Genomic DNA, 14,424 nt, shown 5'->3' on the forward strand with positions numbered 1-14,424 from the left:
CATCAGCAAGCGCCCTGACATGCGTCCGAGCCGGTCCCTTTCGGTTGTGATCGACCGCTTTCCGCTCAGGCAGCCGTTCGTCATCTCCCGGGGCGCCAAGACGGAAGCCGTCGTGGTCGCGGCCACCGTTTCGGATGGCCGCAACGTAGGCCGTGGCGAGTGCACGCCTTATGCGCGCTACGGCGAAACGCCGGAAAGCGTCGCGGCCACGATCGAGACGCTCGCGCGGGAGCCGGAAGCGCTCGCAAGCCGCGAGGCGCTGGCCGACGCGCTGCCGGCCGGAGCCGCCCGCAACGCGCTCGATTGCGCCCTCTGGGATCTCGAGGCCAAGATCACCGGCGTTTCCGCGGCCGAGTTGGCCGGCGCGCAGGGCCTCGTGCCGGTCGTGACCTGCTTCACCCTGAGCCTCGATACGCCCGCTGCCATGGCGGAGGCCGCACGGGCTGCCGCCCAGCACATTCTCCTCAAGCTGAAGCTCGGAGGAGAGGGCGACATCGATCGCATGGCGGCCGTGCGCCAGGCGCGTCCCGAAGCCCGCCTCGTCGCCGACGCCAACGAGGCCTGGAGCGAGAACATGCTGGAGCCCTATCTCGCGGCCGCCGCAGAGCAGCGCTTCGAGCTGATCGAGCAGCCCCTCCCAGCAGGCCACGATGGCATGCTGAAGGAGATCGCCCACCCGGTGCCCGTGTGCGCCGACGAAAGCGTGCACACGGGCGCGGACCTCGCCGGGTGCATCGGCTGCTACGGCGCGGTCAACATCAAGCTCGACAAGGCCGGCGGCCTCACGGAGGCGCTGCGTCTACGGGACGCCGCGCGTGCCCAAGGGCTCCGCGTGATGGTGGGCTCCATGGTGGCGACGTCGCTCGCCTTGGCGCCCGCCTTCATCCTCGCCGAGGCTGCGGATTGGGTAGATCTCGACGGGCCGCTCCTGCTCGCCGCCGACCGCACGCCGCCCGTCCGCTTTGTGGATGGGCGTCTGCATCCACCGCCAGCCGGGCTATGGGGCTCGTGATTTTGATTTGAGCGGCTCGCCGCTCTCCGCTTGCGCTCGGCACGGCGTCTCCAACGGCGCGACCCAGAGAAGGCGGCCGTCCCATCTGGCGCGTACGAACAGCGCACACGAAAAGCCAATGGCAGCGAGCGCAGCCATGGCCAGATACCCCTGCCCTCCGACACGAGCGTAAAGCCACCCGGACGCCAGCGTGGCGCAGCCCATCAACACACCGGATGCGACCGTGGCGTAAAGCGCCTGAGCTGTGCCTTGGGCCGCCTCCGGCACCGCGCGCGAGATGAAATGCATCGCCGCGAGATGGGAGCCGCCGTAGGTTAGCGTATGCAGTGTCTGGAGCGGGATCAGCGCGGCCAGCGGCGGCGAGAGGCTCATCAGCGCCCAACGTGCAACGGCGGCCGCCGTGGCGACCGTCATCAGTTTCACCGGACCGAAGCGCCGTATGATCGCGCCGGAATAGGCGAACAGCACCACCTCGCCGGCGATGGCGATGGCCCAGAGCGTGCCGATCCAGGCGGTGGTGATGCCCTGAGCGTGCCACGCCAGCGCGCCGAACGTGTAGAACATGCCGTGTGCGCCCTGTGCCGCGCCGACGGCGATGAGGAACGCGACGAACACCGGAGAGCTGACGAGCCTGCGCGCATTGGCGACGCCGACGCCCTTGGCGCGGCTTTCCCCTCTCCTGCTCTCCGCCGCAGCGGGCGTGCCGTCTTTGCCGCCGGAAGCGGATGGTGGGCTCACGGCGCGCTCCGGAAGCCGCAAGCCGAAAAGCGCCGTCGCAAGGGTTCCAAAGAGAATGCAGGCGACAACCACACCACCGCCGATGCTGTCGATCAACCATCCGCCGACGAAGCCCGCCAGCACGAACGTGATCGATCCCCAAAGCCGCATGCGCCCGTAATCCAGCGCGTGGACGCGCACGCCGGCCACGGCGATCGTTTCGGTAAGGGGGATGATGGTGGAATACGAAATGGCGAGCGGCACGGCGAAAAGCAGGATCGCCCAGAAGCCGTAAGCTTGGGAGAGCAGCAAAGTCAGCGCCAACGCCAGCCAGGCCAAGCCGTTAATCAGCGTTTTGTGGCGGCCGCTACGGTCCGCAATGACCGCGACCGTGGGTGTGATGAACACTCGCAGAAAGAGAGGCGCCGCCGTGACGATAGCGATCTGCTCCGCCGTGAGACCGCGCACGTCCAGCCAGACCGGAAAATAGGGCAGATGCACGCCGAGGATCAGAAACAACGCACCGTAGAAAAGGCCAAGCCGCAGGCTGTACGATGCGCGGATCTGCTCATCGCCGCTCCGCTTCTCGGTTTCATGTCCGGCCTTCGCCATGCACAGTGCCTCTTCGCCGGCGCGACAGTCGCGGGGCTCGCTGCATAGAAACTGAACGCAAGAGACGCGCGTCCTACTGCCGGAATCAAGGATGGCAGGAACAGCTTCCGTCACGAAACGCGAATGGGGGTGAAAGCGGTTGGTCTACGTTTTCAGCAGGCGCGTGTCAGCCCCTTCAAACGATCCAGCAACGCAGCATTGCGCGCGTGCGGTTTAAAAAAACCGGCCCGGAAAATTTCCGGGCCGGTTTTTGCCGAGCTGAACAGCGTCCCTGATCGCCGATCGGCTCCCCCCAAAAGGCAGTGGATGTGCGCGGCTCAATCGCCCCCCGACGATGGCGCTGCACGGCCGGGAGAGTTGCAGAAGCGTAGCGGGGTTTCAAGTGCGCAGATATCGAAACGCGCTTCATTCCAAAAAAAGCGATGCAGGGATGCCACATTCGCGCTGCCATGCTGTCTTGATACGGAGGGATTCTCGGGAAGTTCATAGTAAATGCACGTTTTTCGCATTGCAAAAGCCGCTCGCCGTGCCTTCGCCGGCTCCGCGCTTGCTATCTACGGCCGTCGCTTGAGACCGAAAAGATGATCCACCGGCCCGCTTCCCTTGCCGATGCGGATGTGGCGGCCGGCAGCGATTGCTTGCCAGACGAAGTCCTTCGCCGCCGTCACGGCCGTGGGAATCGTTTCTCCCCGGGCGAGCCCGGCGGCAATGGCCGCGGCCAGAGTGCATCCGGTCCCGTGCGTGTTCGGCGTGCCGATGCGCGGGCGGGCGAAACGCAGCGAGCCCGAGGCGAGCACGAGGATGTCCACGGCTTCGGGCCCTTCGCTATGGCCGCCCTTCATGAGGACGGCGCCGGGGCCGAGCGCAAGCAGGCGGCGGCCCTGCGCTTCGAGATCATCCGGCGTCTTGGCGAGCGGCGCGTCGAGCAGGCGTGCCGCCTCGTGCAGGTTCGGCGTGACGACGGCCGCGAGCGGGAGAAGCCGTGTGCGCACGGCTGCGACGGCATCCGGCGCGAGCAGGACATCGCCACTGGTTGCAACCATGACCGGATCAACGACGAGGGGCACGCCCGCAAAGGCTGCGAGCCCGTCCACGACCGTGTCGACCGTCGTGCGGTCAGCAAGCATACCGGTCTTGATAGCGCCGACGGCGAGATCGGACGCGACGGAGGACAGTTGTGAGGCGATGATCGGGGCCGGCAGGGCGAGCACATCCTGCACGCCCTGGGTGTTCTGCGCCGTGATGGCCGTGATCACGGAGGCGCCATAGACGCCGAGGGCCGTAAACGTCTTGAGATCAGCCTGTATGCCGGCGCCGCCCGAGCTGTCGGACCCGGCAATGGTGAGCGCGATGGGGGTCGCGTTCGGCTCTTCGGCCACCGGCTAGCCTCCCGGCGTGAAGTTGCGGAGGTCACGCTGCAACTGCTCCGGCGTGAACGTCTCCTCGATGCGTGCGAGCCCCGGGAAGGTCTCGATCAGCCATTGTCCGAGGGCCTGGATCGAGAACCACTCGAACACGTTGAGGAAGGCGATCCCGGTCAGCACCAGCGCAAGTCCCATGATCTTCTCCATGAGCCCGAGATGGCGGCGGAAGCGCTGCAGGAACGACAGGAACGGACGGATGGCAACGGCCGCCAGAACGAACGGAACGCCGAGACCCAGCGAATAGACGGCGAGCAGGCGCACGCCGGCCCCGAGACTTCCCTCGTTGGCGGCGAGCGCCAGCACGGTCGCCAGGATCGGACCGATGCAGGGCGTCCAGCCGAAGGCGAACGCGAGACCCATGACGTAGGCGCCGAGCAGGCTCGCGCCCTCGTTGCTCGCGTGATAGCGCTTCTCGCTCAGCAGGAACGGGATGCGGAACACGCCGAGGAAGTGCAGCCCGAACAGGATGATGACGATGCCGGCAGCGAACGAAAGCTCGGCGCGCCAGATCTGGATGAACTGTCCCACGAGCGACGCGCTGGCGCCGAGAGCGATGAAAACGGTTGAAAAGCCGAGCACGAAAAAGATGGACGCCAGCACGACGCGCCGCCACACCGTGCGCTCGAGGCCCTTCTCGTCGGAGAGCTGCTCGAAGGTCGTGCCGCCGAGATAGCCGAGATACGGTGGCACCAGCGGCAGCACGCAGGGGGAGAGGAAGCTCACCAATCCCGCCAGCGCCACGCCGAGATAGAGATGAGCTTCAGCGAACATCTGATCGCACCCTCTGCATGACGTACCACCTCAGCAGAAAGGGATCGCCGTGCGATTGTTTCTGACGTCTGCCTGCCGGGGAAAGTTGAAGGGACAAAGTGTCGTTATTCCCCTCCCCCTCGTGGGGAGGGGTTAGGGGTGGGGGGAAGCCAGAACGTTGGCGTCCGGGGTTCCGTCCCCCCCGGCCTCCCCCACAAGGGGGGAGGAGAAGCGCAGACAACCTCACCGCCATGTTCATTCGAAGCTCATCCTTACCGCGCCAGGGCGGCCACGCCGGGCAGCTCGCGCCCCTCCAGCCATTCCAGGAAGGCGCCGCCTGCGCTCGAGACATAGGTGAAGTCGCCTGCGACGCCAGCGGCGTTGAGAGCTGCCACCGTATCTCCGCCGCCGGCGATCGACACCAGCGTGCCGGCCTTCGTGCGCTCAGCTGCGGCGCGGGCGAGCGCGAAGGTGCCCTCACCGAACGGCGCGATCTCGAAGGCGCCGAGCGGACCGTTCCAGAGCAGCGTCTCGCAGCGCGACAGCACGTCGGTGTAATGGGCGACCGTCTTCGGACCGACGTCGAGGATCATGCCGTCGGGCGGAACCTCGATGGTGGTCACCGTGAGGGACGGTGCCCCCGCCTCCAAGCGCTCGGCGACGACGAGATCCTGCGGCAGCACGATCTCGCAGCTTCGCGCCTTGGCCGCGCGCATGATCTCGTGCACCGTTTCGACAAGGTCCGGCTCGGCGAGCGACTTGCCGATCTCGACCCCGCCTGCAAGCAGGAAGGTGTTCGCCATGCCGCCGCCGATGATCAGCTTGTCGACCTTGGCGGACAAGTTGGTGAGCACGGGGATCTTGGTCGATACCTTGGCGCCGCCAACCACGGCCGCAACGGGGCGGCGCGGCGCATCGAGCGCTGTGCGGAGCGCGTTGATCTCCTCCATCATCAGGGGGCCGGCATAGCTCGGCATCAGACGCGCGATGCCCTCCGTCGACGCGTGAGCACGGTGCGCCGCCGAGAAGGCATCGTTGACGAAGACGTCGCCGAGCGACGCCAGCGCCTTGGCGAAGCCGGGATCGTTCGCCTCCTCGCCCTTGTGGAAGCGCGTGTTCTCGAGCACGAGAATGCCGCCATTGGCCAGCGCGGATACGGCGCCCTCGGCCGCCTCGCCGATGCAATCGTGCGCGAAGGCGACGGGCCGTGCCGCGAGGCTGCCAAGCGCATTTGCGATCGGCGCCAGCGAGTTCTCTTTATCGGGGCCGTTCTTCGGGCGACCGAAGTGCGAGAGCACGATGACGCGCGCGCCGCGGCCTGCAAGGTCGGTAAGGCCCGGAATGACGCGTTTGAGGCGCGTGGCGTCGGTAACCGCGCCGTTCTTTGCCGGTACGTTGAGATCCGCGCGCACGATCACGCGCTTGCCCTCGAGGTCGAGGCCTTCGGTCGTCTTCAGCTTGTCGAGATTCATTCAAACCTTCCGATCAACGGCGCGCGTCGCCCTCCCGGATCGCCACGCGACACTCCCACGGCCGGGTGAACCTTAGCTCTTTACGATCGCGTGCGCTGCCTCGGCGATCTTGGCGGCGGTTAACCCGAAGTGCTCGAAGACCTTGGGGCCCGGAGCCGAAACGCCGAAATCCGAGAGCCCGATGAAGCGGTCGCCCGGCCGCAGCCATTCATGCCAGCCCTGCGCGACGGCCGCTTCGACAGCGATGCGCGGTGCCGAGCCCAGAACCTCGTTCCGGTAGGGCTCCGGCTGGGCGCGGAAGATCTCGAACGATGGCAGCGAGACCACAGCGGCCACGATACCCTCCTTGGCGAGTGCGGCCGCCGCCTCGGCGACGAGGCCGACCTCGGAGCCGGTGGCGATCAGCGTCACGTCGCGCTTGGTCCCGCCGCCGCTGACGAGATAGCCGCCCTTCGCCGTGAGGTTCTCGGCGCCCGCATCCGTGCGCAGGACCGTCGGAACCGCTTGGCGCGAAAGCGCGAGAAGCGTCGGCCTCGTCGGATTGGAGAGCGCGATCTCCCAAGCTTCCGCCGTCTCCAGCGCGTCGGCCGGACGCAGCACGGCGAGGTTCGGAATCGCGCGCAGCGCAGCCAGATGCTCGACCGGCTGATGCGTGGGGCCATCCTCGCCGAGCCCGATGCTGTCGTGCGTCATCACGTAGACGACGCGCTGATGCATCAGCGCCGAGAGGCGGATCGAGGGGCGGCAGTAGTCGGTGAAGACGAGGAACGTGGCGCCATAGGGGATGAAACCGCCATGCAGCGCGATGCCGTTCATGGCGGCCGCCATGCCGTGCTCACGCACGCCGTAGTGAACGTAATCGCCCGCGAAATCGCCGGGTGCGATCGCCTTGTGGTGCTTGGTGCGCGTCCCGTTCGACGGGGTGAGATCCGCCGATCCGCCGAGAAGCTCCGGCACCGCGGGCACCAGATGCTCAAGGGTGAGCTGCGACCACACGCGGGTGGCGCGCTTGGCCGTGTCAGCCGCGAACTGCGTTTTTGCGGCGGCGACCGCAGCGGTAATGGCATTGGCGCGGGACGTGGCCGCTGGCGTTTCAAAGGCGGCTTTCGCCGCGTCGGGTGCTTTGTAGAGGCGCTGCTTCCAGGCGGCGTTCTCGGCTGCGCCCTTGGTCCCGAGCGCCCGCCAGGCGTCGAGAACCGGCGCCGGGATCTCGAACGGCGCGGCACCCCAGCCGAGCTTCTCGCGCGCGCCCTTGATCTCCTCGGCGCCCAGCGGCTCGCCATGCGTGGACGACGTGCCCGCTTTGGTCGGGGCGCCGTAGCCGATCACGGTCTTGCAGGCGATGAGCCAGGGAGCCGATGCGTCGGCTCGTGCGGTGGCGAGCGCGGCGGAGATGGCCTTCGGATCGTGGCCGTCGATGCGCAGCGTGTTCCAGCCCGAGGCCTTGAAGCGCGCCAGCTGGTCGTCGGAGACGGACAGACTCGTCGGCCCGTCGATCGAGATGGAGTTGTCGTCCCACAGCACGATGAGCTTACCGAGCTTCAGGTGCCCGGCGAGTGAGATCGCCTCGTGGCTGATGCCTTCCATCAGGCAGCCGTCGCCGGCGAGGCAATAGGTACGATGATCGACCAGCTCGTCGCCGAGGCGGGCATTGAGCAGCCGCTCGGCAAGCGCCATGCCGACCGCGTTGCCGAGGCCCTGGCCCAGCGGGCCGGTGGTGGTCTCGATGCCGGGGGCGTAGCCATATTCGGGGTGGCCGGCGGTCTTGGCGCCGAGCTGGCGGAAACGCTCGAGCTCGCTCACGTCCATGCCGGGATAGCCGGTGAGATAAAGAAGAGAGTAGAGAAGCATCGAGCCGTGGCCGGCGGACAGCACGAAACGGTCGCGATCGGGCCAGGTGGGGTCCGCGGGATCGAAGCGAAGCGCTTCCTGGAATAGCACGGTCGCCACGTCCGCCATTCCCATCGGCATGCCCGGGTGGCCAGAGTTGGCCTTCTGCACGGCGTCCATGGCAAGGGCCCGGATGGCATTGGCCATGTCTCGGGTGCCGACCTTATTTGCCAGCATCTTTTCCTGCACCTCGCCCATCACGATCCTTCCTGCACATGCCATGGTGGCGCACATTTAGCGGCGCGGCGGCACCGCGTCTACCCGCCCTGGGGTGTCGCACCCTTGCCTTGGTCCCGCAAAAAGGCACCGTGGCAGATCCGCCCGGCCGAAATGTGCGTATGAACAACGAAGCCTGAGAGATGGGGGGCCGGTGCCAGCGGCTTTGCGGGCGCCGCTGGGATTGGCAGCGAGGTTCGGCTATGCTTCGGGTTCTCTACGAGGGACGCACCGGACGTCCCCTCGCGGTCAAATCTCCGAGGACGATGGCTGATCTCCTGCAGCGTGTCGCAGCGAACGGCGACGTGGAGGCCTTCCGGGCGCTCTTCGAGACCTATGCGCCGCGCGTCAAATCCTACATGCTGCGCCAGGGCGCCGATCCCGCCACCGCGGAGGAGCTGGCGCAGGAGACGCTGCTCGCCGTGTGGCGCAAGGCCGCGCTCTATTCCAACGACAAGGGCAGCGCGACGACCTGGATTTTCACCATCGCGCGCAACCTCCGCATCGACCGGCTGCGCCGCGAGGTGGTGTGGCAGCCTCTGCCCGAAAACAACGACGAGCGCCCGTCCGAGGATCCGGCGCCCGACGAGGAGCTCTCCGAGCGCGAGCGGGCCGCCCGCGTGCGCGCCATTCTCGCCGAGCTGCCGCCGGAGCAATCCGAAGTCGTGAGCCTCGCGTTTCTTGAAGGTCTTTCGCACAGCGAGATCGCCACGCGCCTCGAACTCCCTCTCGGCACGGTAAAATCGCGCATGCGGCTCGCCTACCAGAAGATCCGCGATGCACTCGAGGACTTGAGATAAATGGAGACGATCACGCATCATCCGGATATCGCCTCGCTGATGTGCTGCTCGGCGGGCAGCCAGCCGGAGGCCTGCGCGGCCGTCATCGCCTCCCACCTCGCCTTCTGCCCGAAGTGCTGCGCCGAGGTGCGCCGGATGCAGAAGATCGGGGCGGCGCTGTTCGACATGCTGGAGCCGGCGAAGCTCAGCGAGGCGGCACCGATCGCAGCGATGCGCGCCTGCGAGGCGGAAACGGATGTCGACGACCGCTGGATGGGCGCGCCCTGCAAGGAGTGCTCCGGCGACGTGCCGCCGCCGCTCGCGGCGCTGATCGGCGAACGGCTCGACGATCTGCCATGGCGCTGGGTGGCGCCCGGCGTGTGGACCTATCGCGTGCCGCTCTCGAAAGCCTGTGGCGGCGATCTCCGCCTGTTCAAGATCGCGCCCGGCAACACGTTGCTGCCGCATCAGAACGCCGGCTGCGAGCTGACGATCATCCTTCGCGGCGGCTATACGGACGAGTTTGGCACTTATCGGCGGGGCGACGTCGCCGATCTCGACGAAGGCGTGGCCTGCGGGCCTGTAGCCTGCCCGGAAAAGGGCTGCATCTGCCTGACGGCGACCGAACGGAGGCTCGTCTTTAGGGATCGCATCCCTCGCCTGATGCAGGCCCTTTTCAACCTCTAAGCTAGAGTTTTGGCCCTCTGCTGGCGAAACTGCGCTTTGCACATAAGCTCGGACTTTCAGCAGCACTTCATCGTTCGCAGCGACCCGCCGTCCGTCTACGGTCCCATAATCAACGGAACCGTTACCGGGCCCCTGCCCCGAAAGCCACAATGAACCATCACATCATCGAAATCGCCGTTCACCTCGGCGCCGCGTGGGCGGCCGGTAGCCTCATCGGACTCGAACGCAGCTTCCATGGCCGGCCCGCAGGCTTCCGCACGCACGCCCTCGTCTGCCTCGCCTCCGCATTGCTGATGGTCGTCACGGCCTACCAGTGGGACTGGCTTGGCACGGCCGTGCCCATGGAGACTGTGCGCACCGACCCCACGCGCATTGCCCAGGGCATCATGACCGGCATCGGCTTCCTCGGCGCGGGCGTCATCTTCAAGGATGGGCTCACGGTGCGGGGCCTCACAACGGCGGCGTCGATCTGGATGACGGCTGCCATCGGCATCCTCTATGGCGTGGGCTTCTTCTATCCAGCCACGCTCGCCACGCTCGCGACCCTTGGCACGCTGCACGTCTTCCGCCACATCGAAGATTGGATTCCGAGCCATATGTTCGCGCAGCTCGCTCTGCGTTTCAGCAAGGATCAGCCGGTTGCCGAGGCAGAGGTGCGCGAGCTGCTTGCAAAGCAGGGCTTCTCCATCTCGAACATGAGCTATCGGATGGATCGCGAGGCTGGGTACTTTGAATACCGGATGATGATCCGCACCGCCCAGAAGGACGCGCTCGGGGCTCTCGCCGGCAAGCTGCGCGCGCGGCAGGATCTGCTCGAGTTTCGCATCTCGCCGAGCGGCGATTGAGAGTTGTTTGCGGTGCCTTACCTACCGCAGGGGCGCCGGGTTGATCCTCAGCTTCGCCTTGTCGAGCGTGTACGACCACGGGAGACCGGCGTTCCGCCAGCCGTTCACCGAGCGCCGCCCATCCTTCGAGAGATCTCCCTCGAACCCGTCGTAGACGCTCCAGACATTGCTGTAGCCAGCCATTGCCAATTGGTTGACGGCCCTGGCGCTGCGCTCGCCCGAACGGCACATGACGAAAACCTTGTCGTCCCTAGCCAAGCCTTTTCTGCCGAGCGCGGCGTCCACCTGCGCGACGAACGCCGGATTGGGGACGAAGGCCAGGCTGCCCCGCTTCTCATCCCAGGTCGGCGGATGCTTCACCTCAGCGAACGGGACGAGGGCATCGGCCGCGTCCGTGCTGCCGACGAACATCATCTCCTCGATCGTGCGCACGTCCACGAAAAGGATGCGCTCGCGTGCGGAGCCAAGCTCGGCGTAGGCCTCCTCGGCGCTCAGGTATTTTCCGAGAACGGTTCGCTTGGACTCCGGAACGTCGGGGCCGGCAGCCAGCCCCGGTGCAGCAGCGGCGAGGAATGCCGCGATAGCCAGAACGATGCCGGTGCGGTGGAACATGATTATCTCCCTACTCTCACACGGGCCGAAGGCGGAACCCGCCGCACAGCATGAGCCTACCGCTCCAAGCGGTGTCTCGACTTACCGATAGCCCACGATCTTGACCCTGTCCTCCTCACTCGTCAGCGTCTTCAGGAAAGCCACGAGGTCGGCTTTCTCCTTCTCCGACAGGCCGAGTGGCTCGAGGACCTTTTCGCCATCGTGCTTGATGCCGCCCTTGTCGTAGAACGCCACCACGTCTTCCAACGTCGATGGCGATCCGTCGTGCATGTAGGGATACGTGAGCTCGACATTGCGCAGGCTCGGCGTCTTGAAGGCCCAGCGATCCTTCGGATCGAGCGTGATGGAAAAGCGCCCCACGTCGTTGCTGCGCGGGGCGCTGAACGAGGCCATGTCCGCGTGCTTCATTTCGATGAACTCGCCCGGCGCAATTTCGATCCGCGCAACACGCATGCCGTCATCTGCGGCGCCAGCATAGCCGACGCCCGTGGCATGAAACCCGTGATCGGTGAACAGCGCCGACGTCTCGCCAATGGTGTGGCATGATACGCACCGGCCCCTGCTCGTGAAGACGCGGAAGCCGTTCATCTCGTCGGCCGTGAGAACCTTCTCCTCTTTTCCAAAATACCATCTGTCGAAGCGGGAGTTGCCGCAGAGAAACGTGCGCTCATAGGAGGCGAGCGCCTGCCCGATCGTCTCCATTGACGCCATGCGCCCGCCGAAGGCCGCTTCGAACAGGCCCGCGTAGTCATCGAGCGCGCGGATCTTATCGACGACGTGCCCGATGGACGGGTTGTCCATCTCCAGCGGAGACAGCAATGGCCCCCACGCCTGCTGTGCAAGATCGGTCTCGCGGCCATCGTGGAACAGCGTCTTCTGATAGGCGACGTTGTAGAGCGCCGGCGCGTTGCGGTTCAGGCTGCGCCCTTCGATGCCGATCGCGGTCGCGGACTGGTGGGAGGTCAGCCCCTGCTGCTCGATGTGGCACATGGCGCAGGAGTTCGTGTTGTTGAACGCCAGCCGCCGATCGAAGAAGAGCTTCTTCCCGAGCGCCACCTGCTCCGTCACGGGCCGCTGATGCGCTTCGAGCGGCGGAAGGCCGAGGGGAACGGCGGTCTCATTCGTTGCATCCGCCCTCGCCCCCATCGGCCCATAGGCGCCCGCAAGCAGGATCCCCAAGGCCAATCCGCACAGCGACGCAGCAACGGACGGCAATCGCCTTGCCTTCATGGCGTCCTCGCCGAGAGCGCTCACTTGCCCTCCAGCAGAAGGGTCTCGATGTCGGAGAGAACGACACCGGGATCGAGAAAGCTCGTCGTGTAGATCTCGCGCACCCAGCTATCCCGGTCGATCAGGAAAACCTTGAGCATGTGATTGATGACGTCCGTCGGCTTGCCTTTCTCATCGAGCGCACGCGAGGCCTGCACGAACATACCGTCGAGGATCGGCGCGAGATAGGAGGCTGACCAGGTGGTAAGAAACTCCCACGACGCCTCGGGCGTGCTCTTCGCGTTCTTGAAGAATGCCATCATGTCCGGCGTGTCGGTCTCGGGATCGAGGCTGAGGAAGACGAGGCGGACCTCGCCATGCAGCCTGGGGTTCTTCTTCACGGCCTCCTGCACGGCGCTGAACGCGTTCCAGGCGGCGGGGCAGCCTTGCGGGTCGCGGCACGTTCCGTAGAAGAAGGAGAAGAGCGTCACCTTGCCGGTCGTGAAGCTCGATAGCCGACGAGGAAGCCAAGCGCTGTCCTCGAGCACCCAGCCGGACGCGGCCGGTTGAATTCGGTGGAGTTTGTACGTGCCGGCGCTTGGGAAGCGGGCGTTTGCGGCCTGCGCGCTATTTGCGGAGGCGACAGGAACAAAGAAAGCAAACGCAAGGAGCAGGGCCGCTGTGGCTGCACGCCACAAAAGGTGAGCGAACCGTCGCCGCCCCGTGCTACCGCCCTGCGGCAAGGCTACTGTCCCTTTTCCGATGCTCGCAAGAGCCGGTCAGGCTCCTTCGCGAATTGCCCGATCATCGACGCTCGTCTCCGATTGCTGCGGCCTTGGTCTTGGCCGACAGCTTCATATGATGCGCGCGGCCGAGCTTCTGCGCCTTGAAGTCCACGGTGAACTTCTCGACCAGTTGCTTGCCGTCCCAGTCGAACGCCTTCAGCCATTGCTCGTTCTCGGCGCCTTTCTTGTCCCAGTTGGCGAGCAGCGACGTCGTGAAATACACGCGTTTCCCATCGTAGCTCTGGGAGACCATGTTGACCTGACTGCCCATCTTGCGGGCGTAAACCTGCTTCGGCGCTTCCGGGTTCGAGATGTCGAAATAGCGCGACGTGCCATCGAGAAAGGTGTTGACCCACAGGCCCTTGGCGTCGGCCGAGATCGAGATGTCGACGGGCAGCGGAATCTTGGCCGGGTCGCCGATGGTCGCTACGTCCCTGGCCACCCACGCGCCCGTCTCGTCCTGCTTGATGAGCCAAAGCTTCGAGGTCAGCGCCGTCGCCGAGAAGGCCCAGTTGTCCTCCGGCTTGAGCGACCAGCGGATCTCGAGCGGCGAGCCTGGAACTTCCATAATGGAGATCGGCTGCATGGCCTTGAAGTCCCACATGACCATGCTCTTGCCGAAGCGCTTCATGGCCTCCGGATCTTTGATCATCTGGCCCATATCCATCATGTAGTTCGTCCAGCCCGTGAAGCTCGACGTCAGCATGGCGTTCTTCTGCGGGTTGATGCCGATATCGTAGCCGTAGCCGTCACCGCCGTTCTCCAGCGGCATCGGGTGCACCGAGACGAGGTCTCCCCCGTTGTTGTAGACGGCGATGCCGGTCTGGCCGTCGTGCGTGCGCGTGTTGGAGAGCGCCTGCACCATCATCCGGCCCGGTATTGCGTAGAATGTGTGCGGCCCCACGAAGCCGGTCTTCTCCGCAAAATCCGTGATCGTCTTCACGATCTTCGGTTTGGCCGGATCGGCAAGGTCGAAGACGAAAATCTTGTTGTCGTCCAGGCGGCCGGCCCAGAGATATCTCCGGTCGTCGGTGAACCCGGTGTGATGCGCCTCTCCACGGCCACCGACCGAGATCGAGTTGATAACCTTGCCATAGGTGGGAGAGCTCGGCTGAACATCGACCGTGACGAGCTTGTCTGACTCGTCACCGACACCGATCTCGCCCAAAGTCCAGACGTGGAGGAAATCCTCCTGCCCCTTGATCAGGCTCAGGGTGTAGGGAGAGTTGCACGTCTCATCCGCAAGGGCGGGCGAAGCCGCGACCAGCAACGCCGCTATGCCGAGACCGGATTTAACCAGGTTCCTCACGTCGCGTCCTCCTTCGCCGATGCCAACCGTCTCCGGTTACATGGTGAAGGCTAGAGCCTTTTCCGAGCTTACAGAATCGCTAGGGGATTCCCATGTGTCGCGAAC

The 14,424-nt window shown here is 65.6% G+C and carries 13 protein-coding genes; 4 read left to right on the forward strand and 9 right to left on the reverse strand.

Annotated features, from left to right (window positions below):
* The first annotated feature begins 19 nt into the window (after positions 1-19).
* On the forward strand, positions 20-1,012 hold the full coding sequence (gene dgcA, locus V7P99_RS07565; protein ID WP_333794190.1) for an N-acetyl-D-Glu racemase DgcA: 993 nt from the start codon (positions 20-22) through the stop codon (positions 1,010-1,012).
* Here dgcA and V7P99_RS07570 read toward each other — a convergent pair.
* The 5 genes from V7P99_RS07570 to tkt all read right to left on the reverse strand — a co-directional run bounded on the left by V7P99_RS07570 (position 998) and on the right by tkt (position 8,075).
* Positions 998-2,341: an MFS transporter gene (locus V7P99_RS07570; protein WP_333794191.1), complete on the reverse strand. Its 1,344-nt coding sequence runs from the start codon at positions 2,339-2,341 to the stop codon at positions 998-1,000. The genes dgcA and V7P99_RS07570 overlap by 15 nt on opposite strands.
* A 554-nt stretch (positions 2,342-2,895) precedes the next feature.
* Entirely contained in the window at positions 2,896-3,720 is an 825-nt protein-coding gene (gene thiD / locus V7P99_RS07575; RefSeq protein ID WP_333794192.1) for a bifunctional hydroxymethylpyrimidine kinase/phosphomethylpyrimidine kinase, read from the reverse strand.
* A 3-nt stretch (positions 3,721-3,723) separates the two neighbouring features.
* Positions 3,724-4,536: a cytochrome c biogenesis CcdA family protein gene (locus tag V7P99_RS07580; protein WP_333794193.1), complete on the reverse strand. Its 813-nt coding sequence runs from the start codon at positions 4,534-4,536 to the stop codon at positions 3,724-3,726.
* A 251-nt stretch (positions 4,537-4,787) separates the two neighbouring features.
* Entirely contained in the window at positions 4,788-5,987 is a 1,200-nt protein-coding gene (locus V7P99_RS07585; RefSeq protein ID WP_333794194.1) for a phosphoglycerate kinase, read from the reverse strand.
* 72 nt (positions 5,988-6,059) lie between these two features.
* Entirely contained in the window at positions 6,060-8,075 is a 2,016-nt protein-coding gene (gene tkt / locus V7P99_RS07590; protein WP_333794195.1) for a transketolase, read from the reverse strand.
* A gap of 284 nt (positions 8,076-8,359) precedes the next feature.
* Between tkt and V7P99_RS07595 the strand changes: the two genes are divergently transcribed.
* The 3 genes from V7P99_RS07595 (at position 8,360) to V7P99_RS07605 (ending at position 10,404) form a co-directional block, all read left to right on the forward strand.
* Positions 8,360-8,893 (forward strand): sigma-70 family RNA polymerase sigma factor, encoded by a 534-nt coding sequence (locus tag V7P99_RS07595; RefSeq protein WP_333794196.1) that lies wholly within the window; start codon positions 8,360-8,362, stop codon positions 8,891-8,893.
* A complete protein-coding gene (locus V7P99_RS07600) occupies positions 8,894-9,559 on the forward strand; it encodes a ChrR family anti-sigma-E factor (RefSeq protein ID WP_333794197.1) in 666 nt (221 codons plus the stop codon).
* 149 nt (positions 9,560-9,708) lie between these two features.
* Positions 9,709-10,404 carry an MgtC/SapB family protein gene (locus tag V7P99_RS07605; RefSeq protein ID WP_333794198.1) on the forward strand — a complete coding sequence of 232 codons (696 nt, stop codon included), beginning with the start codon at positions 9,709-9,711 and terminating at the stop codon, positions 10,402-10,404.
* 21 nt (positions 10,405-10,425) lie between these two features.
* On the opposite strand, the gene V7P99_RS07610 is transcribed toward V7P99_RS07605, so the two are convergent.
* The 4 genes from V7P99_RS07610 to V7P99_RS07625 all read right to left on the reverse strand — a co-directional run bounded on the left by V7P99_RS07610 (position 10,426) and on the right by V7P99_RS07625 (position 14,319).
* Complete coding sequence (locus V7P99_RS07610) at positions 10,426-11,016, reverse strand: rhodanese-like domain-containing protein (protein ID WP_333794199.1); 591 nt, start codon at positions 11,014-11,016, stop codon at positions 10,426-10,428.
* Between the two features lie 81 nt (positions 11,017-11,097).
* The gene (locus tag V7P99_RS07615) at positions 11,098-12,270 is read right to left on the reverse strand and encodes a cytochrome-c peroxidase (RefSeq protein ID WP_333794200.1); all 1,173 of its coding nucleotides are present in this window, start codon (positions 12,268-12,270) and stop codon (positions 11,098-11,100) included.
* Positions 12,267-12,773, reverse strand: coding sequence for an SCO family protein (locus tag V7P99_RS07620; RefSeq protein WP_333794201.1), 507 nt, complete (start codon positions 12,771-12,773; stop codon positions 12,267-12,269). Before V7P99_RS07620 ends, V7P99_RS07615 begins: the two co-directional genes overlap by 4 nt.
* 256 nt (positions 12,774-13,029) lie before the next feature.
* Positions 13,030-14,319 (reverse strand): selenium-binding protein SBP56-related protein, encoded by a 1,290-nt coding sequence (locus tag V7P99_RS07625; RefSeq protein WP_333794202.1) that lies wholly within the window; start codon positions 14,317-14,319, stop codon positions 13,030-13,032.
* Between the last annotated feature and the right edge of the window lie 105 nt (positions 14,320-14,424).

The sequence above is a fragment of the Hyphomicrobium sp. genome (genome assembly GCF_036780825.1).
In the GTDB taxonomy this organism is placed as follows: domain Bacteria; phylum Pseudomonadota; class Alphaproteobacteria; order Rhizobiales; family Hyphomicrobiaceae; genus Hyphomicrobium_C.

Excerpts from the sequence above, each read along its gene's own strand:
- dgcA (WP_333794190.1), top strand. The coding sequence starts at position 20 with ATGCGTCCGAGCCGGTCCCTTTCGGTTGTGATCGACCGCTTTCCGCTC.
- V7P99_RS07570 (WP_333794191.1), bottom strand. The coding sequence starts at position 2,341 with ATGGCGAAGGCCGGACATGAAACCGAGAAGCGGAGCGGCGATGAGCAG.
- V7P99_RS07580 (WP_333794193.1), bottom strand. The coding sequence starts at position 4,536 with ATGTTCGCTGAAGCTCATCTCTATCTCGGCGTGGCGCTGGCGGGATTG.
- V7P99_RS07585 (WP_333794194.1), bottom strand. The coding sequence starts at position 5,987 with ATGAATCTCGACAAGCTGAAGACGACCGAAGGCCTCGACCTCGAGGGC.
- tkt (WP_333794195.1), bottom strand. The coding sequence starts at position 8,075 with ATGGGCGAGGTGCAGGAAAAGATGCTGGCAAATAAGGTCGGCACCCGA.
- V7P99_RS07595 (WP_333794196.1), top strand. The coding sequence starts at position 8,360 with ATGGCTGATCTCCTGCAGCGTGTCGCAGCGAACGGCGACGTGGAGGCC.
- V7P99_RS07600 (WP_333794197.1), top strand. The coding sequence starts at position 8,894 with ATGGAGACGATCACGCATCATCCGGATATCGCCTCGCTGATGTGCTGC.
- V7P99_RS07605 (WP_333794198.1), top strand. The coding sequence starts at position 9,709 with ATGAACCATCACATCATCGAAATCGCCGTTCACCTCGGCGCCGCGTGG.
- V7P99_RS07610 (WP_333794199.1), bottom strand. The coding sequence starts at position 11,016 with ATGTTCCACCGCACCGGCATCGTTCTGGCTATCGCGGCATTCCTCGCC.